The following is a 17,701-nucleotide window of genomic DNA, read 5'->3' as shown; positions in this document are numbered from 1 at the left end:
AGTCGTAGCGCGAAAGTTTTGGTATAATAATACGCGTGTAGAAGGAGGGCTTGCATGGAATTTAAAGTCTTGATCGATCAGTTCGAAGGCCCGTTGGATCTGATGCTGCATTTGATCAAAGAAAATAAATTAGATTTATTTGATTTGGATATGAATGTATTGACTGACCAATACCTGGCATATTTAGACACCATGGAGTCTCTTCATTTGGAAGTTGCCTCAGAATATCTTAGTGAATTGGCAGCATTGCTGGAATACAAGAGTAAAAAGTTATTACCAAGAGAAAAAGTGGAAGTAAATGAAGAATATGAAGAAGATCATCGGGATCGACTGGTTGCTCGTTTATTGGAATATCAGCGTTTTAAAGAAATCAGTGAAACGTTGCGGGATGCATATGAACACCGGCAGCGAAAAATGGAAAAGCCATTAAGCGAAGAAACTGCGCGCTGGATGAAAGAACAAACAGAAGAGCACATTGCAGGAAACCCATATGAACTGATCAAGGCGATGCGGCGTGTCTTGCATCGTATGGCGTTGGCGCATCCTTATGAGACAAAAATGAAAGTGAATGAGATGTCAGTGGATGAACGTGTGCTGCAGATCAAAGAACGATTGAAAAATTGGAATGGGAAAATGAGTTTTCTTCAGCTTTGTGAAGATTGCAGTGATCTGCGCATGGTGATTGTTACTTTTTTATCTGTGTTGGATCTGATCAAGCATCATATCTTATGTTTCCACATTGATGATGAAGAAATGATCTGGATCATAAAAGGAGAGGATACATATGGTACAATGGCAATCGATCGTTGAAGGCTTATTGTTTCTAAGCGGTGATGAAGGCATTACGATTGCACAATTATCACAGTGTTTACAAGAAGTGCTTCCAACGGAATTAGAAGAGGTCCTGTCACAAATACAAAAGAGATATGCGAGCGAGGAATTTGGCATTGAACTGATTCATTTTGGAGGCCATTATAAATTTGTGACAAAGGAAAAAGTATATCCTTATGCCCAACGGCTATTTGCAAGCGTCAAATCTTCTTCCTTATCGCCTGCTGCAATGGAAACATTAGCCATCATTGCGTATAAACAACCAATCACTCGTGCAGAAATTGAGGAAATTCGCGGAGTCGGCTGTGATATGATGTTGAAAAAATTGATTGCCAGAGGACTGATCGAAGAAGGAGGAAGAATGGATATTCCGGGGAAACCGATTCTATATAAAGTAACGGATACTTTTATGGATTCATTTCAATTGGAAAGTTTACAAGAATTGCCGCAGCTTCCAAAGGTACAGATGAGCCTGGATGAGGATCTTTTCTTGGAACCGAATGATACGGATACAACTGAAGAGCCAGCGGTGGAAGAATAAAAGACAGACGGGATATAAATGATCCCGTCTTTTCATATAATGAAAAAGGTGAGAAGATGAAAAAATATATCTGTCTATTCTTATCTTTCTGTATCTGGATATCAATATCTTTCACAGTTCAGGCAAATACGCAGCGATTTTGTGTCATGTCGCAAGATGGACGTATATTATATGGAAATAATCTGCATGAGGTACAAAGCGTTGCCAGTATTTCCAAAGTCATGACAGCTATCGTTGCAATGGAACATGGAGATCTTGCACAAGAAATTACGATTGGGAAAGAAATCTTGAGTGTACAGGGCAGCAGTATCTATTTGAAAGTAGGGGAAACGTATTCATTGCAAGACTTGTTATATGGGTTGTTGTTGAGAAGCGGAAATGATGCTGCAAAAAGCATTGCCGTTACTCTGGCAAAAGATGAAGAGACTTTCGTCGAGTGGATGAATGCAAAGGCTCAACAACTGGGAATGAAAGATACCGTATTTCGTAATCCCAGTGGATTGGATGAAGAAGATGGTGGCAATCTTTCCAGTGTGTATGACATGGCGTTATTGATGAAGTATGCAATGACAGATCCAACTTTTGCCAAGATCACTGCTGCAAAACGATATGTCAATGAAAAAGGCATCCAATGGATCAATAAAAATAAATTATTAACGCAATATCCGTATGCGATTTCTGGTAAAACCGGTTATACAAAAAAAGCAGGACGAACATTGATCAGCTGTGCAAAAAAAGAAGGACTGCAGGTAGTGATCGTCACTTTTCAGATGAGTGATGACTTCTCATTTCATCAACAGTATTATGAAAAAGTTTTTTCGTCTTATTCTTTTCTTCCATTAATAGCAAAAGGAACCTATCATGTGAATGGAAAAAGTTTTTATGTTGAACAAGAACAAGGTATTACTCTGCGTTCACATGCAGATTATCAAGTAAAAGAATATTGTGACAAGCAAGGGTATCATATGGAAGCTAACAGTGATGAGCATACAGTTGCATATACTTATTTGTGGAGGTGAAGATATGAATCGGATATGGTTGTTTTGTATTAGTGTGGGGATTTTCTATGCATTGGTCAATCAAAATGGAGAAGTTGTCAATGCAATCGTATTAGAAGTAGGGAAAGATACATTTGATTTCGTCGTGCCGCTCTTGTGTGTGACTTGTTTTTGGAACGGGATATTGAACGTAGCAAAAGATGCTGGATTATTAGATAAAGTGGAACGTCTCTTTCGTCCTTTTTTGCATCGTTTATTGCCGGATGTTAAAAATCCGCAAGCGTTAAGTTATATTGCAACTAATATTGTGGTCAATATGTTTGGCTTGGGATCGGCAGCGACCCCGGCCGGATTAAAAGCAATGCAGCTTTTACAAGAAGAGAATCCGGACAAGAAATGTGCTACACGTCCGATGATCACATTTTTAGTATTGAATACAGCTGGTGTTACCTTATTTTCTACTTCTATCATTGCAATTCGTGCTTCTTTTTCATCACAAGATGTGCTCTCTTTTCTGCCTTTTGCGATTCTATCCACAGCAATTGCATCAATTGTTGGTTTAGCGGTTGACCGTTGGTGGAATTATCATGAATGATTGGATCTTGCCAGGCATGATCGCAGTCTTATTTTTATGGGCGATGTGCAAAGGAGTTAATGCCTATCAAAGCTTTGTGCAAGGGGTAAAAGAAGGATTAGAGTTATTTGTAAGCATTTATCCGGCAATGTTAGCAATGCTGTTTATGGTCGCTGTATTGGAGAAAGGGGGATTGATGGCCGCAGTCAGCCAATTGTTTCAAAAATGGATTCCTTGTGTCCCATCTGCGATTTGGCCGATGGCTTTCTTTCGCCCTATTTCAGGGAATGCATCTCTGGCCGTCTTGCATTCGATCTTTATCAATGAAGGAGTGGATTCATTATCTGGGTTTATCGGCAGTATCCTGCAAGGTGCGACAGATACAACTTTTTATGTGATTGCCTTATATTTTGGCAGTGTAGGGATCCGTAAGATCAAAAATTCACTTGTGATCGGCATCATTGCGGATATAGCAGGAATCTGTGCGGCAATCGTATTAGGTTTATATTTTTTTCAAGAAATTTAGATAAGAAAAGAAAATAACAAGTAAACTAAAAAAACTGCTTTTCAAATGAGATTGTTTTGTGTAAAATACAAAAGAAAACAAAGAAAGCAGGAGGATAGCAAGGATGGAACGATTACAAAAGGTCATTGCTGCAAGCGGAATCACGTCTAGGCGAAAAGCGGAACGTTATATTGTGGAAGGCAGAGTACGCGTAAATGGAGAGGTTGTTACTCAATTAGGTACTCAAGTAAAAAAAGGTGATCTCATAGAGGTCGATGGAGAACAGATCCAGCGTGAAAATAAAGTGTATTATTTGATGAATAAGCCAAAGAAGACCCTTTGTGCTTCCAGTGATGATCGAGGCCGGCAAACGGTGATCGATCTGATGGATTGTGAAGAACGAGTTTTTACTGTTGGACGTTTGGATTATGATACAAGCGGGGCGTTGATCATAACCAATGATGGAGAATTTGCTAACCAGATCATTCATCCACGTTATCATTTGCCGAAGACATATAATTTAACGATCAACGGAATCCTTACGGGAGAAGACATGAAAGCCTTAAAGGAAGGTGTCGTATTGGATGATGGCTATCGCACGATGTCCAGCCGTTTTAAGATCACAGAAAAAGATGTAGAGAAAAATCAATGCAGTTTTGATCTGACGATCTATGAGGGGAAAAATCGCCAGATCAAACGTATGATGGAAGCACTTGGTTATGAAGTACGCAGGCTGCATCGCAAACAGATTGCTTTTTTAGGCTGCAGTGACCTAAGTCAGGGGGAATACCGTATCTTAAAACCACATGAGATCAAAATGTTGCGTGCGCTTGCTTTAAAAGGCCGTATCACGAATATGAGGTAATTATGCAGCAGTATTTTGTCGAAGAAACGATGGAAAAAGAGATTCCCCTTTTATTGAATGCCAATCAGTATCATCATATCGTTCATGTTATGCGGATGAAAGATGGAGACAGTATACGTTTAGCGGATAATAGCGGAAAGGTGATGCTTGCACATATACAGATCAAAGATAAGGCGGTGTGGGCAATTCCTTATGAAGCGATTCCTGTTCTTTCTGCTGGCTGTGAAATAACATTGATCATGGGTCTCATCAAAGGAGAAAGCTGGGAATTTGTAATCCAGAAAGCAGCAGAGTTAGGTGTTGCACGTATCGTTCCTATCCTTACACGTTATAGTGTCGTTAAAATAACAAAAGAGAAACTAGATAAAAAAATCCAGCGTTGGCAGAGTATCGCCTTAGAAGCTTGTGAGCAATGTGAACGTGCCACTATCTGCAAGATTGAGCATCCAATTACGATGGAAGAACTGGATCATTTTAAAAGCGAAATGAATCTGATGGCATATGAACGGGCAGATGCTAGATCTTTACATCTGGCAAAAAAATTAAGAGAAAATACCTTTTCTTCCATTTCTGTGCTTGTCGGCTGTGAAGGCGGCTTTGCAAAGGAAGAAGTAGAGATAGCAAAAGACAAAGGTTTCTTCTGTATTTCTTTAGGACCGCGTATATTACGTGCAGAGACCGCAGCAATCTCACTTTTAGCAGACATTGATTATGAAGTAGAATCGAGGAACCTTTAATGAAAGACATTTTCACAATATTGACCAAGATGTATGGGAAGCCCGCTGTAAAATGTTCTATCATGAAAAAAGAGATTCGATCCATTGAACAATTTTTTGAAGAACGCCATCTTTCCTGCCAGATCAAGAATGATATGGAATTAATCGAAATGAGCGCAAAAAAAGAAGCTTTACAGCAAAAAGAGTTATTAGATGAGCAGTTATTTCGCTCGTTGGACAGTATGCATGATTATATGTATACACTGCATTATGAAGATATCAACCGTTTGCTTCTTGTCGATCTTAAGGATCTCTTACAGCGATTAAAACAATTTGACTATCGAGGGAATACGATCGTATTACCGTGTTTTACAGAAGAAATCAATCAACGCTATGTTCTTTCTCCTGCATTATATACGTATCCATCCTATTCGTTTCAGTTGCGCCATTATGCATCGTATATGCAATGGGGAACCTATGGAAATCTTCCATACGAAGCAGGTTTTGGGTTGCTGAAGCTATTAGAGAAAGATGGAGAAAAGGATCGCGGAGTATTTTATTTTCCGCAGATGAATCGATTCTTTTTATTAGAGCATGGTATATGTGTTCAAAATTTATCCCTGCCTGATAAACTTCGTTTTGATGATGACGTTTTGCATGTTTATGCTAAAGCTTTATTAGCGATGGATGTACAAAAAATAAGCACAATGTTAAAAGAAAATGCGGAGATAAAAAAGAAGTTAAAAAAGAAATTAGAAAAAGTGGATTCTTAGGTGATGAAGATGGTATTCTGCCATCTTTTTTCATGATTAAATACGGAAATGAAAGAAAGAAACTATTCTTGTAACAGATCAGGGGAAATTTCTTGAAGCATTACTTTTTTAGTGTATAATACATTGTGTTAGGAGTGATGAAATGACAACATTCGCAATCACTACATTGGGATGTAAAGTAAATACATATGAGTCGCAGCATTATTTAGAAGATATGAGACAAGCGGGATTTTTGGAAGTTGATTTTCATGAGCAGGCTGATATCTATATCATTAATACTTGTTGTGTGACAAATACGGCAGCTTCTAAAAGCAGACAGAAGATCCATCAGGCAAAAAAACAAAATCCATCTGCTTTGGTCGCTATCGTCGGTTGTTATGTGCAGACGATTGATCCGCAAGTGCTTGCAACTTTACAGGCAGATGTGATCATTGGAGCACAGGGAAAAGGAGAACTGGTTCCAAAAATTAAAGAAGCATTGCAAAATCGTTCTTCAACGACGAATTTGCTGGTTGATGCAAGAGGAATTCGTGCATTTGAATCACTGAGTGTACATGCTTTTTCTCACCAGTCTCGAGCATTTTTGAAAGTTCAGGATGGATGCAATCAGTTTTGCAGTTATTGTATCATTCCATATGCCAGAGGCAGTGAACGTTCGATAGAACCGATGGAAGCTGTATCTATTGCACGGCAAATGGTACAGAATGGGCACCAAGAAATTGTATTAAGCGGCATTCATACAGGCAGATATGGAAGAGATCAGGGAAGTTCACTTCTAGAATTGTTAAAGTTATTGATAGCCAGCACGCCTGATTATGTCCGCTATCGGATATCCAGCATTGAAATGAACGAAATTGATGATGCGTTCATTGCTTATATGCAAAAGGAAAAAAGGATCGCACGGCATTTGCATATTCCGATTCAGGCGGCAGATGATAAGGTGTTGCAAGAAATGAATCGGCCATATGATGTGGCTTGGTTTGCCCAACGAATGCAGAAGATCCGTCAGGCTATTCCTAACATCAGTATTTCTACAGATATGATCGTTGGTTTTCCTAATGAAAGTGATGCACAGTTTCGTTCTGCTTTAAAACGAGTGGAAGAAGAACTACGCTTTTCTTTCATTCATTGTTTTCCATATTCAAAAAGAGACCATACACCGGCAGCAAAAATGAAGGGACAGATTGAAAATAAGGTAAAAAAACAACGCGTAAGAATGTTAGGGGAAGTATCACAACGGTTATATCATGAATTTATGGGCACATTTATTGGAGAGACGTTAGATATCGTTTTGGAAGAAATGAAAGAAAATATGCTGTTTGGTCATAGCAGCGAATATCTTCCTGTTTATGTCCAAGGAGCAACGATGCCTGCAAACAAACGGATGTTTGCAAAGGTGATCGGGTATCATGATACTGGTTTATTAGCGGTTGCATTGGAGGGGTCTTTATGAAATTAAATAAATTATTTAATAATGTACCAGCAATTGAAATTAGTGGATTAGCTATCGATTCCCGAAAAGTAAAAAAAGGGGATATGTATTTTTGCATGGAGGGTTTGGTCAATGATGGCCATACGTTTGCAGCTTCTGCTGTCGAAAATGGAGCAGTATGTGTCATTCATTCCAAAGATCTGGAAAAAATGCCGCAAGGAGCCGTATATATCAAGGTAAAAGATGTGAATGCAGTATTGAATGAAGTGGCATCTCGTTTTTATGGAAATCCAAGCCATGTATTACGCATGTATGGAATCACGGGAACAAATGGTAAAAGCACGATTGCAAATATCATTCGTGATCTGTATTCACATCATGCACCATGCGGTTATATTGGAACCATTGCTATCAGTTATGGAAAAATTAAAAAAGCGCCGGATCTAACTACACCTGATCCGATCATCATTCACTCTACACTGGCGGCAATGGTAAAAGATGGGATGAAAGCCTGTGCTTTAGAAGTCAGCTCTCATGGGTTGGAACTGGGCCGTGTACAGTCGGTGGATTTTGATGTGGCGATCTTTACAAATCTGACACATGATCATCTTGATTTTCATGGCACATTGGAACGCTATTTTGCGGCGAAATTAAAATTGTTTACGAATTTAAAACCAGAGGGGCTTGCCGTTATCAATGTGGATGACCCTCATGGACAAAAAATTATTGAACAGTGTCCAGCACGCATCGTGACATACGGCGTTGAAAAAGAAGCTGATTATCGTGCTGATCACATTCATATTGATGTAAAAGGTTCGAGCTTTACATTGATTCATGATGGACAGGAATATGCAATCAAGACAAATCTTGCAGCTCTCTATAACATATATAATTTATTAGCTGCGATTGCTGCCCTGGCTGAAACAGACATGAGTTTGGATGAGATTTTGCCATGGGTAAGCAGTCTTGAGCAGATTGAAGGAAGAATGGAGAGAATCCAGGAAGGACAGCCGTTTAATGTAATCGTAGACTTTGCCCATACACCGGATGGAATGGAAAAAATCATGCAATATGGTCAAATGATCACGGAAGAAGGTCATAAGATTACTGCAGTCTTCGGATCTGCCGGAAAAAGAGATACGAAAAAACGTCCGATATTTGGAGAATTGGCCGATAAATATTGTGATATGGTCATTTTGACAGAGGATGATCCGCGTGATGAAGATCCGCATGAAATTGCAGACGAAATCCGCAGTGGAATCCATCATACAAAATCGATATTCATTGCCAATCGTTACGATGCTATACGTCAAGCTGTCGAATCGGCAAATGAAGGCGATACGATCCTTATTTTAGGAAAAGGGGATGAAGTTTTCATGTATCGTGAAAATGGACGTGCTCCTTGGATCGGTGATCATATTGCGGCAAGAGAATGTATTCGGCGCTATTATTTACAAGAGAATAGCGAAGAAAATTGAAAATATATGAAATTCTTAGCAAAATTATGAAAAAAGATTGCATTTTTGTTTAGTTTTTTATATAATGTGGATGTTTGCTAGTGAAGTGAAGGGAGGGTAAATAATGCCAAAAGTAGTTTTGAAGGAAAATGAAGTTCTTGATGACGCTTTAAAAAGATTCAAACGTCAGGTATCTCGAAACGGAACCCTTGCTGAAGCTCGCAAAAGAGAATTTTATGTAAAACCCGGCGTTCGTCGTAAACTGAAATCTGAAGCTGCACGTAAAGCACGTCGCGGTAAATAGGAAAAGAAATCTGCAAAAGCAGATTTTTTTTTTGTAAAAATGATGTTTCATATCAGTCATTTATTTTGCATATACTTGGATGAGGTGGCTTAAATGCTAACGTTGAATAAAGATCAATTGATGATTGAACATTACGAAGCTATTTGTCGTGCACAGAATGATGAAGTTGAAGTGCATATGGAAAATTATGACTTGATCATTGAGGGAGAAAATCTTTTTATGATGGCCATGACAAAAGATGAGATCTTACTAAAAGGCACGATTCATTGTGTGAGGATAAAGGAACATGAAACATCTATTAGGAGTTGATCGCTGGAAAATAAATAGTGTTTTGCTAAAAGTATTGCAAGTTTCTAGTGAAAAAGGATTGGAACTATATGATATCTATGAGGAAAAAAATCTTGTGTTTGCTAGTGTGCCGGTACATCAGCGAAAAAAATTTTCCCGTCTGTTTCCACAAGCATCTTTGATAGAAACAAATGGTGTGCTGGGCTTCTTTTTTCGAAATATGAAAAAGCCTTCACGTGTCATTTCTTTTCTCACTTGTCTCTCTGTTTGGTGGTTTCTATCACAGTTTATTTTTATTTTAGATATTTCCGGGGATTCCTTAACGATAAAAGAACAGTTGATTACTGTATTGAAAAAGAACTATGGGCAAATTCCATTTTATTCTTTAAAAGAAGATGAAATTGAGGAGCTGATACACTCAAAGATGCCATCATTGAATTGGATAGAGGCAGATATAGAAGGAAGCCGTTTAAAAATTCGTTTTACCAGTCAGAATCAAATAGAGGAAGAAAAGATTGGAGATCAAGATTTAATTGCACAATATGATGGTGTAATTGCAGGCTTTGATCTTCAACACGGCAATAAATGTGTGAATGTGAATGATATTGTAAAAAAAGGAGATGTATTAGTTTCATCGATCCTGTTGGATTCATTTCAAAAAGAAAAACATGTGATGGTAAAGGGAAGAGTGTTTGCTTTTACATGGAAAACGATTGAAGTCTCTAGTAAAAATGATGCGATACCAAAACCAGTTCAATTTTTTCGTTTGTTATTGAATGCACGAGAACAGGTAAGTAAAGACTTCTTAAAAGATGATCGCATAGAGAATGAAAATATTTTGCAATTCGAAGAGAAAGCGGGTACAATAAGGATGAAAATTCATTATACGATATACCGGGATATATCCAGTCCCGTGTAGTGTAGGAGGTATTCATGCAAGATAGTTTTAGCATGTCGTTAGAAGAATACTCAATGGAGGAGATTTCTATTTTTTGCGGACCCAATGATGCGTATTTAGACTTGTTGAGCGATACATTTTCTGCTTCTTTTGTCATGCGTGAAAATGAATTGCGCATTATGGTTTCCAAAGAAGATGAACCGATGATTACACTGGTTGTCAAAAAATTATTTCAACTCATTGAGACGCAAAAAGAAATCAGTGAACGTGATGTCATCTATTTGTGTAAGTTAGCTAAACTGCATCGGTTACAATCTTTTGATGTTACCAGATCACATCCTGTTGGGCGTACGTTTCAAGGGAAGAGTATTTATCCAAAAACATTAGGGCAACGTTATATGTGTCAATGTATGGAATATAATGATATCGTTTTTGCAAGCGGGGTTGCCGGTACAGGTAAAACATATCTTGCAGTGGTGTATGCTGTTAGTTTATTGAAAAAAGGAGAAGTAAAAAAGATCATTTTGACTCGACCAGCTGTAGAAGCTGGAGAAAGTTTAGGCTTTTTGCCAGGTGATTTAAAGGAAAAGGTAGACCCTTATCTTCGTCCTTTATATGATGCGTTATATGACACCCTTGGACAAGAAGCTGTAGAAAAAATGTTAGAAAAAGAAATCATAGAGATTGCTCCTTTGGCTTATATGCGTGGCAGAACTTTAAATGAAGCTTTTATCATATTAGATGAAGCGCAAAATACCACTCGATCACAAATGAAGATGTTTTTAACGAGAATGGGATTTCATTCTAAGATTGTTATCACGGGTGATGTTACTCAGATTGATTTGATTCGCAAACGTGACAGTGGATTGCTGGGGGCAAAAAAATTATTGGAAGGAATTGAAGGTATCGGCTTTGTTGAATTAACAGCATTAGATGTCGTTCGACATCCTTTAGTACAAAAGATCATTGAACGTTATGAAGAAGAAGAGTCGGAAAATACCTGGATGTAAAACGAAGACAGTAAAAATTAAATAAAATAGTTGCAATTTTACATACAGAATGCTATTATAGTAAAGCATTCATGCCGCGTTCGGCAAGCGGTTAAGCCACAGCCCTCTCAAGGCTGTATCACGGGTTCGAGTCCCGTACGCGGTACCATTTGCAAACTTACGAACCTCTACAATTGTTCGTTATATACTTAAAAGGCGATATTCGTTACATTATTCTAACGATATCGCCTTTTTTTGTGCAAATGGGAGGAATCTACATGAGACGGAATTATGCAGTAAATGTTAGGTTTAGTGAAGAAGAATACGACATGATAAAACAATTTCAAGAACAAGTGCATTGTAAGAAAGCAGCAACTCTGTTAAGAAATCTTTCGTTGAATATTGCTAGTCATCCGCAATTGAAGTTCGTGTACGATATGTCACCAAAACAGAGACTTGATTTACAACAAATTAATCGTCAGACGGCTTTGCTAGAACAAGCAGCACTTATTTTGAAAGAACTTCATAAAGAAGGATTGATCAGTGAATTTATTCCGGAAATAGAATCTGGAGAAAATGATAATGAATAATTTAATATCAAAGATTCACGATGGCGGTGATCAATCATGTTATGCAGCTTTATTAACAGACTGGAAATCTACATCAATGAAGTTTGGCGATAGAGTATTCGATCTATATGCATCCGCTCTTCCAGAAAAGGAAATTGCAAAAGCGTTAGATATTTCGAATGATGAGGTTACTTATTTATTACAAGAATACCGTGTAAGGTATTTGGCAGACCGTGTAACGAATTTTTATGATCGCTTATTCTTGATAAACGATTTTAAAAAAAGTTGTTATAGTTTGCTAGGAGAGAAAGATGTATATTTTTCACTTAATAGTTTTTATAGAAAAAAGAAAAAATCAGAAGAAGTTCGACATATCAATGCGTTCTGCTTGGATTTTGATTTCTACAAGATCGATAAGTATGCAGATTTACAGCCGATTGATTTCTACAATAAGTACATAAAAAGAAAATTATCAGTGAAACCTACAGCATTAGTAGATAGTGGTAGAGGATTGTATGTGATTTATTGTTTTAAACATTGCTCATATCACATGAATCGTCTTTATCATGCGGTCATGAAATCTTTTTTAAAGAAATTTGAGAAGTATGGTATGGATCCACGAGCTCTAAATACAACACAAGTAATTAGACTACCAGGCACAATTAATTCAAAAACAGGGCGAACTGTACAGGTGTTAGAGCTGAATGAAACTCAATATACATTACAGCAATTTGCTGATCAACTTCCATGGACAATGGATGAAGTGAATAAATATAAAAAAACAGAAAAAAAACAAAAGAAGAAAGTGGATTGGGATCTATCAAAACGTCGTCCTTATTTTGAGGGATATTATAAAGATTTTCAAACACTGATTGAATTAAGAAATAAGAAGCAGCAATATGAAGGATACAGGGAAACATTACTTTGGATTGCTAGAGAAAAAGCTACATGGCTTGGATATTCTGTGAGTGAAAGTGTACAGTTAGCTAATAAATTAAATGAACAATTTCATTCTCCTTTAACCAAAGAACAAGTAGAGAATCAGTGTCGTCCTTCGTCTAATCGATCTGGTTGTAATATAGATACAATAATTGAACATCTAGAGATTACAGCGGAAGAACAGCTACATATGAGAGTATTAAAGAGAAAGGCATTAAAAAAAGCTGCTTATGCAAGAAGAAAACGTAAAATTTTATTGCTTAACCGAACGGAGAAGCAACAACGTATCTTAGAGAGAAGGACTCGAGTATGTGAGTTAAAAAATGTCCAGCATTTGTCTAATTCACGGATCGCCGATATCTTGGGAGTACATCGATCAACAGTAACGAAGGATTTGAAATATATCAAAGAGCATGCTTGGCAGTTTACTAGAAAATTAAAAGACTATATGGATGCGATAGAGGACGCTATAAGCTCGGAAGAATTTAGACGTAAGACAATCTATCAAGTACAGCAACGGCTCGCAAAATGGCTGAAAATCGCTTATACGGCATTAGATTATTTAGTTCGGATGGGGGCTGTTGCCAAAAACTAGGTCGCATTGATTATATGTGAGTCGCCCTCCTCCAAGAGGAGCTAGATTTAATTACATACGGAATAGAGGAATGCAACCAAGAAAGGAGGAAAGATATGTTAGGTTATGTTTATACAGGAATTTACCACAATGGAGCTGAGCGTATTGATGATAGTATAGAAGCTCTTGTTCAATTTATACAAAGAAATGAAGGTCATGAATTAACAGTAACAGATGATATGGATCTTACAATATATCAAAAGAAATATGTGCAAGAAGAATTTATGCATTATGTTGCAGATGTACATTTAGCTATTCTTCTACAATTTTTGTTAGATGAACCACAAGAGTCGTTTGTGATTGTGAAGTAAGAGAAAAGTTTTGAGATGTATAGATAGAAAAGGAGAATGTAATGAGAAAGTCACTTTATGAAGAAATGTTATTAGATATGATTTGCAAATCAGATAATTTTGAGATGACAAATAAAGAGATCTCCGAATTAATTCAGTTACAGCCTAAATCTATATCCGTAATGATTCGTCGTTTAGCAAAATCGGGCAAGATCGAAAGAAAATACAGGATAACAACATTAGGAACTGTTAGACAACTAATTGTTTTGCAACATCAACAAAAAAGGAGAATTGGAAAGGAAGATGAATATGATCACGATTAAAATTGAATATTTTAGCGAAGAGGATCGAGAAAAATTAATTGCATATTTAAGAGAAAGATATGTTCTCGTAGATATAGGGAAGGTGAAGAACTCCCCTAAAGCAGGGAGTAAGAAAAAAATTCAATTTATTGAGATGATCGCAAAAAAATGAAATGTACCAGAGACTGGTACAAAATGGAGAAATTGAAGGAGAAAGAGTATGAGAAAAGGAAAGGTAATTGTAATCGGAAATCGTAAAGGAGGATCCGGAAAAACAACCACAGCAAAAAACTTAGCTTATGAATTAAGCAAAATGGGTAAATTAGTATTATTGATTGATGGCGATCCACAGCGAAATGCCACAGAAGGCTTGAGTGGAAAGAATTATAAGAAGAGTATTCTGGGCATGCTGAAACATGAGAATGTATGGCATTGCGTTTATCATACACGATTTTCTGGATTGGATATAATTCCAGGCAATGATTACTTAGCAAATGAAGAAATTGAAGATAATATATTTGTAAAACAGCTGGCTCAACTGAAGGAACAATATGATTACATACTGATAGATACCTCACCGTATTTTAATAAGCTAATTGCGGAGATTATGAGGGCACATGATTTGGTTATCATACCGACAGAGATCAATGATGATTCGATTCGTGGAACAATAACGACGATCAATGAGATCACACAACTATTCTCTCAGACAAAATTTCGAATCTTATATACAAAGGTTGACCGATCTAAAGAAACACAGAAAGGATTACAGGAATTACAAAAACAGTTGGCACCGGTATCTTTTCAACGAGTGATTCGTTACTGTTATCTGCCAATCAAGAGATCACGGAAATATCGTGCACCGATCAGTTATCGTTATCCTCGTGCAAAGGCAGCCGTAGATTATGCAGTGGTTGCACAGGAATTGTTGGAGGTGATCTAATATGGGAAAGAGCATTTTAGGCGATTTTCTGAATTTTGATGCAAAGAAGGTTGCATTTGACAATCAGATAGTCAATATTCACTATACAAAGATCCGAAGACCAAACAAAAATCGAAAGCTACGACGTATTGAAGAGCTTGCTGAGGACATTCGTGAAGATGGTTTGGAGAATAATCTTTTGGTAAGGGAGATTGAGGATGAACAGTATGAGGTAGAATTGATTGGAGGAGAACGTCGATACTCAGCAATCCTCTATAACATTGAACATGGTGATTTGACTTACGAGTATATCCCATGTAAAAAAGTGAGATTAAGTGATTTGGATGCCCGTCGGCGGTTGATTCTCAACAATCATGAGAACGATCCACTAACTGCTGCAGAAAAATTGGAGGCTGTAGAGGAACTCAGAGAGATTTATCGGGCGAAAAAAGCTGCTGGTGAAAAAATACCTGGACGCATTCAGGAGCTGATTGCGGACGAAATGGGGATTAAAAAGTCGCAGGTTGCTAATTATGAAAAAGTATTAAATCATGCAACGGAAGAAGTCCGGGAAAAGATTCGGGATGATGCAATTTCTATTGATGCAGCAGCTGCACTGGTAGATTTGAGCGAAGAAGATCAAAATGAATTTCTAGAAACAGCGGAAACATTTAGTCGTAAAGAAGTGGATGTATTCAAAGATACAGTGATGAAACAGCAATATTTTAATGAAGATGATGAGTTAGTCGTAGAAGAAGATCCAATTGAAATTGAGGATGAATACGAGGATATGCAAAATGAAGAACAGCAGGAACAAGAACTTAGGATAATGTTGGTGAAGAGAGCTGTTAATGAAGTGAAAAAACTCAGCAAGCGGTTAGAGAATATGCAATTTGTTGAAGATCAAAAAGCGGTGGAGATTGCCATCAAACAGCTATTATCTTTGTTTGAACTTTGGAATATAGAATAAATAATTGTACCAGAGACTGGTACATATATCGGAAAGTAACGAAAGGAGTGATTTATTTGATCGGATACTTTGATCAAATAGATAAAAAAAGAACGATTGAGGTAGCAAAGCGTGTGTTACATGAATATTCCAGACTTCTAAACATTGTTAATCACGCATTAATTGATATTGATCTGCAGAGTAGATCTATTCAAACATTATCATTTAGTGCATATGTAAATGCAGATGCAGCTTTGTTAAAAAAAATTGAACAAAAAGATAGGAATTATGAAGAAATTCGTTCGTATTTGAATAAGATACAGATATGTATAAATCGTTTAGATTTTTCAGAAATAGAATTGATCAACCTCAGATACGTGGAGGGATTGACAATTGCGGAGATAGCAAAAAAGATTGGTAATTCAGATAGACATATCTTTCGCAGATTAAATCGAATGCATATTAATTTTGCCATTGTTTATGGTATAGCTATCAAAAAATAAAAAAATGTACCAGAGACTGGTACAAAAAAAGATTAAAAATCTGCTATAATTAATCAAAAGAGAGAAAAAATTAAAATATTCTGAAAAAATTATAATAATTTTTCTTTGTCAAGGGGTGACAATATTGATTAAAAAAATGAAATTAGTTACAAAAAAGATAAAAAAGAATATATATTTCTATCAAAAAGACGATAATATCCATAAATATGTCAGTTTTATGTCACTTTACATGTCAATTTTTTATGCTATAATATGTATGATGAAATCAATGTAATTGATTGATCTCATCCATAGAAATTGTATAAAAGGTGACTGAAAGTAGTCGCCTTTTTTAGTAGAAAATGAAAGATGGAGGAAAGAATATGAAGAAGATTTTGGTCAATATATTGTGTGGGATTAGCTTGATCGGCTTGGCAGCTTGCAGTGCTACAAATGTACCAGCACTTAAAGAAGAATCACTAACATTAGAATATGGGCAAGATCCATATACAGACATACAATTAAAGAGTTTATTAGAGAATTATGATTCTATTAAAAGTGAATATCAATTTTCTTTATCTTTACTATCAAATGAGGATGAAAAAATAGATGCTGATAGCATTACTGAAGAACAGCCATTAGCGGTTGGTAAATACAAACTGGAAATTGATTATGCAGATGATAAAAAGCCATTACAGCTATCTGTAGAAGTCAAGGACACAGTTGCACCCGAATTTAAAGATTTCAAAGATAATGTATCTATTGATTATGGCTATTCTAAAGATCTTGCAGATCTCTTTTCAGCAACCGATCTTGCAGACGTAACGATCAGTGTGGATGGGGAAATCAATACGAAGAAAGCAGGCGATTACAAAGTTAAGGTAATTGCAGAGGATGCAAACGGAAATAAAACAGAGAAAGACTGCACAATTACAGTAAAATCCAAACCAAAAGAGGAAAGTACAACTACATCCAATAGTAATTCATCTTCAAGCGGATCTACTAATTCAAGCAGTACATCTTCTGGAAATTTATCCAGCAGCACGAATAAAAAACCATCTTCAAGCAATGGTAATCAATCATCATCTAGTAGTTCTTCTAGCAATTCGGGATCTTCCTCTGGAAGTGGCTCAAATAAACCAGCATGTACTGTTCCATCAAATCAGTATGATAATAGTGGAATGATGTTTACCACCAAAGAAGAAGCCCATGCTTGGGCAAAATCCTACATTAAAGATAATGAGGAAAATGGACCAGATAATATAGTATCATATTCAGTAGGTCCAGTTGTAGATACTTGTGATAATATCGTAGGATATACCGTAGGATTTAATTATGAAGGACAAGCACCCGATTGGGATTTTTAAAAAATATTTGACATTTTAGGTGAATAGCAGTGGTAAAAGGTAGAGTGATCTACCTTTTATTTTTAGGGAGTAAAAA

The 17,701-nt window shown here is 36.8% G+C and carries 23 protein-coding genes and 1 tRNA gene; all 24 read left to right on the top strand.

Annotation, left to right across the window (positions count from 1 at the left end):
* Window positions 1–54: 54 nt before the first annotated feature.
* The 24 genes from BQ9859_RS04715 (at window position 55) to BQ9859_RS04605 (ending at window position 17,625) form a co-directional block, all read left to right on the top strand.
* Window positions 55–810 (top strand): segregation and condensation protein A, encoded by a 756-nt coding sequence (locus BQ9859_RS04715; RefSeq protein WP_075877086.1) that lies wholly within the window; start codon window positions 55–57, stop codon window positions 808–810.
* A complete protein-coding gene (scpB, locus tag BQ9859_RS04710; RefSeq protein WP_075877085.1) occupies window positions 785–1,372 on the top strand; it encodes an SMC-Scp complex subunit ScpB in 588 nt (195 codons plus the stop codon). The genes BQ9859_RS04715 and scpB overlap by 26 nt, the downstream gene beginning before the upstream one ends.
* 56 nt (window positions 1,373–1,428) lie before the next feature.
* Window positions 1,429–2,391 (top strand): D-alanyl-D-alanine carboxypeptidase family protein, encoded by a 963-nt coding sequence (locus tag BQ9859_RS04705; RefSeq protein ID WP_075877084.1) that lies wholly within the window; start codon window positions 1,429–1,431, stop codon window positions 2,389–2,391.
* Between the two features lie 4 nt (window positions 2,392–2,395).
* Window positions 2,396–2,965 (top strand): nucleoside recognition domain-containing protein, encoded by a 570-nt coding sequence (locus BQ9859_RS04700; RefSeq protein ID WP_075877083.1) that lies wholly within the window; start codon window positions 2,396–2,398, stop codon window positions 2,963–2,965.
* Window positions 2,958–3,470: a spore maturation protein gene (locus tag BQ9859_RS04695; protein ID WP_235846394.1), complete on the top strand. Its 513-nt coding sequence runs from the start codon at window positions 2,958–2,960 to the stop codon at window positions 3,468–3,470. The genes BQ9859_RS04700 and BQ9859_RS04695 overlap by 8 nt, the downstream gene beginning before the upstream one ends.
* Window positions 3,471–3,573: 103 nt before the next feature.
* On the top strand, window positions 3,574–4,314 hold the full coding sequence (locus BQ9859_RS04690) for a pseudouridine synthase (RefSeq protein ID WP_075877082.1): 741 nt from the start codon (window positions 3,574–3,576) through the stop codon (window positions 4,312–4,314).
* Between the two features lie 2 nt (window positions 4,315–4,316).
* Entirely contained in the window at window positions 4,317–5,051 is a 735-nt protein-coding gene (locus tag BQ9859_RS04685; protein WP_075877081.1) for a 16S rRNA (uracil(1498)-N(3))-methyltransferase, read from the top strand.
* Window positions 5,051–5,803 (top strand): hypothetical protein, encoded by a 753-nt coding sequence (locus BQ9859_RS04680; protein WP_075877080.1) that lies wholly within the window; start codon window positions 5,051–5,053, stop codon window positions 5,801–5,803. Before BQ9859_RS04685 ends, BQ9859_RS04680 begins: the two co-directional genes overlap by 1 nt.
* Before the next feature lie 142 nt (window positions 5,804–5,945).
* Window positions 5,946–7,256, top strand: a complete 1,311-nt coding sequence (mtaB, locus tag BQ9859_RS04675; protein ID WP_075877079.1) for a tRNA (N(6)-L-threonylcarbamoyladenosine(37)-C(2))-methylthiotransferase MtaB — start codon at window positions 5,946–5,948, stop codon at window positions 7,254–7,256.
* Window positions 7,253–8,713, top strand: a complete 1,461-nt coding sequence (locus tag BQ9859_RS04670) for a UDP-N-acetylmuramoyl-L-alanyl-D-glutamate--2,6-diaminopimelate ligase (protein ID WP_075877078.1) — start codon at window positions 7,253–7,255, stop codon at window positions 8,711–8,713. Before mtaB ends, BQ9859_RS04670 begins: the two co-directional genes overlap by 4 nt.
* 103 nt (window positions 8,714–8,816) lie before the next feature.
* Window positions 8,817–8,996, top strand: a complete 180-nt coding sequence (gene rpsU, locus BQ9859_RS04665) for a 30S ribosomal protein S21 (RefSeq protein ID WP_075877077.1) — start codon at window positions 8,817–8,819, stop codon at window positions 8,994–8,996.
* 93 nt (window positions 8,997–9,089) lie between these two features.
* The gene (locus BQ9859_RS04660; protein ID WP_075877076.1) at window positions 9,090–9,305 is read left to right on the top strand and encodes a YabP/YqfC family sporulation protein; all 216 of its coding nucleotides are present in this window, start codon (window positions 9,090–9,092) and stop codon (window positions 9,303–9,305) included.
* On the top strand, window positions 9,283–10,203 hold the full coding sequence (locus BQ9859_RS04655; protein WP_075877075.1) for a sporulation protein YqfD: 921 nt from the start codon (window positions 9,283–9,285) through the stop codon (window positions 10,201–10,203). The genes BQ9859_RS04660 and BQ9859_RS04655 overlap by 23 nt, the downstream gene beginning before the upstream one ends.
* A gap of 14 nt (window positions 10,204–10,217) precedes the next feature.
* Window positions 10,218–11,192: a PhoH family protein gene (locus BQ9859_RS04650; protein WP_075877074.1), complete on the top strand. Its 975-nt coding sequence runs from the start codon at window positions 10,218–10,220 to the stop codon at window positions 11,190–11,192.
* Window positions 11,193–11,265: 73 nt separating this feature from the next.
* Window positions 11,266–11,340: transfer RNA gene (locus tag BQ9859_RS04645), tRNA-Glu, on the top strand.
* 109 nt (window positions 11,341–11,449) lie between these two features.
* Complete coding sequence (locus tag BQ9859_RS04640) at window positions 11,450–11,761, top strand: hypothetical protein (RefSeq protein ID WP_075877073.1); 312 nt, start codon at window positions 11,450–11,452, stop codon at window positions 11,759–11,761.
* Window positions 11,754–13,274 carry a hypothetical protein gene (locus BQ9859_RS04635; RefSeq protein ID WP_083662668.1) on the top strand — a complete coding sequence of 507 codons (1,521 nt, stop codon included), beginning with the start codon at window positions 11,754–11,756 and terminating at the stop codon, window positions 13,272–13,274. Before BQ9859_RS04640 ends, BQ9859_RS04635 begins: the two co-directional genes overlap by 8 nt.
* 95 nt (window positions 13,275–13,369) lie before the next feature.
* On the top strand, window positions 13,370–13,624 hold the full coding sequence (locus tag BQ9859_RS04630) for a hypothetical protein (protein ID WP_075877071.1): 255 nt from the start codon (window positions 13,370–13,372) through the stop codon (window positions 13,622–13,624).
* 41 nt (window positions 13,625–13,665) lie between these two features.
* On the top strand, window positions 13,666–13,926 hold the full coding sequence (locus BQ9859_RS04625; RefSeq protein ID WP_075877070.1) for a helix-turn-helix domain-containing protein: 261 nt from the start codon (window positions 13,666–13,668) through the stop codon (window positions 13,924–13,926).
* Window positions 13,913–14,077, top strand: a complete 165-nt coding sequence (locus tag BQ9859_RS12430) for a hypothetical protein (protein WP_154666055.1) — start codon at window positions 13,913–13,915, stop codon at window positions 14,075–14,077. The genes BQ9859_RS04625 and BQ9859_RS12430 overlap by 14 nt, the downstream gene beginning before the upstream one ends.
* A 48-nt stretch (window positions 14,078–14,125) precedes the next feature.
* Window positions 14,126–14,848, top strand: coding sequence for a ParA family protein (locus tag BQ9859_RS04620; RefSeq protein ID WP_075877069.1), 723 nt, complete (start codon window positions 14,126–14,128; stop codon window positions 14,846–14,848).
* Between the two features lies 1 nt (window position 14,849).
* Window positions 14,850–15,797, top strand: coding sequence for a ParB/RepB/Spo0J family partition protein (locus BQ9859_RS04615; RefSeq protein WP_075877068.1), 948 nt, complete (start codon window positions 14,850–14,852; stop codon window positions 15,795–15,797).
* Window positions 15,798–15,853: 56 nt separating this feature from the next.
* Window positions 15,854–16,279, top strand: a complete 426-nt coding sequence (locus tag BQ9859_RS04610) for an ECF-type sigma factor (RefSeq protein WP_075877067.1) — start codon at window positions 15,854–15,856, stop codon at window positions 16,277–16,279.
* A gap of 362 nt (window positions 16,280–16,641) precedes the next feature.
* Window positions 16,642–17,625 (top strand): immunoglobulin-like domain-containing protein, encoded by a 984-nt coding sequence (locus BQ9859_RS04605; RefSeq protein WP_075877066.1) that lies wholly within the window; start codon window positions 16,642–16,644, stop codon window positions 17,623–17,625.
* Window positions 17,626–17,701: the final 76 nt, after the last annotated feature.

It is taken from the genome of Merdibacter massiliensis (assembly GCF_900155395.1).
Classification (GTDB): Bacteria; Bacillota_I; Bacilli_A; order Erysipelotrichales; family Erysipelotrichaceae; genus Merdibacter; species Merdibacter massiliensis.
Note: the sequence above shows the minus strand (reverse complement) of the source record. Positions and strands in the feature narration are given on the sequence as shown.

What these genes read in the sequence shown, in the direction of transcription:
- BQ9859_RS04715 (WP_075877086.1), top strand. Translation starts at nt 55, where the DNA reads ATGGAATTTAAAGTCTTGATCGATCAGTTCGAAGGCCCGTTGGATCTG.
- scpB (WP_075877085.1), top strand. Translation starts at nt 785, where the DNA reads ATGGTACAATGGCAATCGATCGTTGAAGGCTTATTGTTTCTAAGCGGT.
- BQ9859_RS04705 (WP_075877084.1), top strand. Translation starts at nt 1,429, where the DNA reads ATGAAAAAATATATCTGTCTATTCTTATCTTTCTGTATCTGGATATCA.
- BQ9859_RS04700 (WP_075877083.1), top strand. Translation starts at nt 2,396, where the DNA reads ATGAATCGGATATGGTTGTTTTGTATTAGTGTGGGGATTTTCTATGCA.
- BQ9859_RS04695 (WP_235846394.1), top strand. Translation starts at nt 2,958, where the DNA reads ATGAATGATTGGATCTTGCCAGGCATGATCGCAGTCTTATTTTTATGG.
- BQ9859_RS04690 (WP_075877082.1), top strand. Translation starts at nt 3,574, where the DNA reads ATGGAACGATTACAAAAGGTCATTGCTGCAAGCGGAATCACGTCTAGG.
- BQ9859_RS04685 (WP_075877081.1), top strand. Translation starts at nt 4,317, where the DNA reads ATGCAGCAGTATTTTGTCGAAGAAACGATGGAAAAAGAGATTCCCCTT.
- BQ9859_RS04680 (WP_075877080.1), top strand. Translation starts at nt 5,051, where the DNA reads ATGAAAGACATTTTCACAATATTGACCAAGATGTATGGGAAGCCCGCT.
- mtaB (WP_075877079.1), top strand. Translation starts at nt 5,946, where the DNA reads ATGACAACATTCGCAATCACTACATTGGGATGTAAAGTAAATACATAT.
- BQ9859_RS04670 (WP_075877078.1), top strand. Translation starts at nt 7,253, where the DNA reads ATGAAATTAAATAAATTATTTAATAATGTACCAGCAATTGAAATTAGT.
- rpsU (WP_075877077.1), top strand. Translation starts at nt 8,817, where the DNA reads ATGCCAAAAGTAGTTTTGAAGGAAAATGAAGTTCTTGATGACGCTTTA.
- BQ9859_RS04660 (WP_075877076.1), top strand. Translation starts at nt 9,090, where the DNA reads ATGCTAACGTTGAATAAAGATCAATTGATGATTGAACATTACGAAGCT.
- BQ9859_RS04655 (WP_075877075.1), top strand. Translation starts at nt 9,283, where the DNA reads ATGAAACATCTATTAGGAGTTGATCGCTGGAAAATAAATAGTGTTTTG.
- BQ9859_RS04650 (WP_075877074.1), top strand. Translation starts at nt 10,218, where the DNA reads ATGCAAGATAGTTTTAGCATGTCGTTAGAAGAATACTCAATGGAGGAG.
- BQ9859_RS04640 (WP_075877073.1), top strand. Translation starts at nt 11,450, where the DNA reads ATGAGACGGAATTATGCAGTAAATGTTAGGTTTAGTGAAGAAGAATAC.
- BQ9859_RS04635 (WP_083662668.1), top strand. Translation starts at nt 11,754, where the DNA reads ATGAATAATTTAATATCAAAGATTCACGATGGCGGTGATCAATCATGT.
- BQ9859_RS04630 (WP_075877071.1), top strand. Translation starts at nt 13,370, where the DNA reads ATGTTAGGTTATGTTTATACAGGAATTTACCACAATGGAGCTGAGCGT.
- BQ9859_RS04625 (WP_075877070.1), top strand. Translation starts at nt 13,666, where the DNA reads ATGAGAAAGTCACTTTATGAAGAAATGTTATTAGATATGATTTGCAAA.
- BQ9859_RS12430 (WP_154666055.1), top strand. Translation starts at nt 13,913, where the DNA reads ATGATCACGATTAAAATTGAATATTTTAGCGAAGAGGATCGAGAAAAA.
- BQ9859_RS04620 (WP_075877069.1), top strand. Translation starts at nt 14,126, where the DNA reads ATGAGAAAAGGAAAGGTAATTGTAATCGGAAATCGTAAAGGAGGATCC.
- BQ9859_RS04615 (WP_075877068.1), top strand. Translation starts at nt 14,850, where the DNA reads ATGGGAAAGAGCATTTTAGGCGATTTTCTGAATTTTGATGCAAAGAAG.
- BQ9859_RS04605 (WP_075877066.1), top strand. Translation starts at nt 16,642, where the DNA reads ATGAAGAAGATTTTGGTCAATATATTGTGTGGGATTAGCTTGATCGGC.